This is a genomic window from Bartonella sp. TS82HLJMH (assembly GCF_042193495.1).
Classification (GTDB): domain Bacteria; phylum Pseudomonadota; class Alphaproteobacteria; order Rhizobiales; family Rhizobiaceae; genus Bartonella; species Bartonella grahamii.
The window spans coordinates 1-601 of sequence record NZ_JBHILU010000101.1 but is presented as its reverse complement, the minus strand read 5'-3'; the positions used below and the strand labels follow the sequence as shown (position 1 = coordinate 601).

1 protein-coding gene is annotated in these 601 nt (G+C 41.4%); it reads right to left on the bottom strand.

What is annotated here, in order from left to right:
• Nucleotides 1-7: 7 nt before the first annotated feature.
• On the bottom strand, nt 8-601 hold a 594-nt coding region (locus ACFIKO_RS09475; RefSeq protein WP_375673928.1), incomplete at its 5' end, for a baseplate J/gp47 family protein.

Below are 601 nucleotides of genomic sequence, written 5' to 3'. Positions count from 1 at the left end.
CCAACCATTAGCGCGCACGCCCTTTGAAGTTTAAAGTGATTTTTCCAATCGATAAAATTTCTTCATCACAAATCATACTGTCTTGTGTTGGTGTAATGGCAATGACTTTTTGGACACCAGAAATCATTAGTTTTGAAATCCACCACGACAAACTTAATTCACGACCAATGGCTTGTTCTTGTCTCCATGCTGTTCTTAAATTTGTTTCCATTGTTGTGAGAATTTTCAAAGATGTTTCTGGTAACAGCCAAACATCTGCCTCTAAATCCAGCACTTTTTTGACAGCAGCGTGAACAATGATTGTATCATTGGTCATGATGATATTTTTTCTGTGAAGAGCTTCTGAGACTGTTTGTATGAGATCTTCAGATGCCGTTCCTTCTTCATTGTTGCCAAAAAGAGCAACATAGATGGTTGGGTCTTTGCCTTTACGGTAAACAATCGCATCCTTAACACGACTATCTGCTGTTAAGGCAATAAGCTTGTAATAGGGCTCTGTCCCGCTACCATTGCCACCACGGGCATGAAGTTCTATGCGTTCACGATATCTCTCGTCACTTTCACCCTCCATGCGGGCAAGACCATGCCAGTTTCCCAAAGC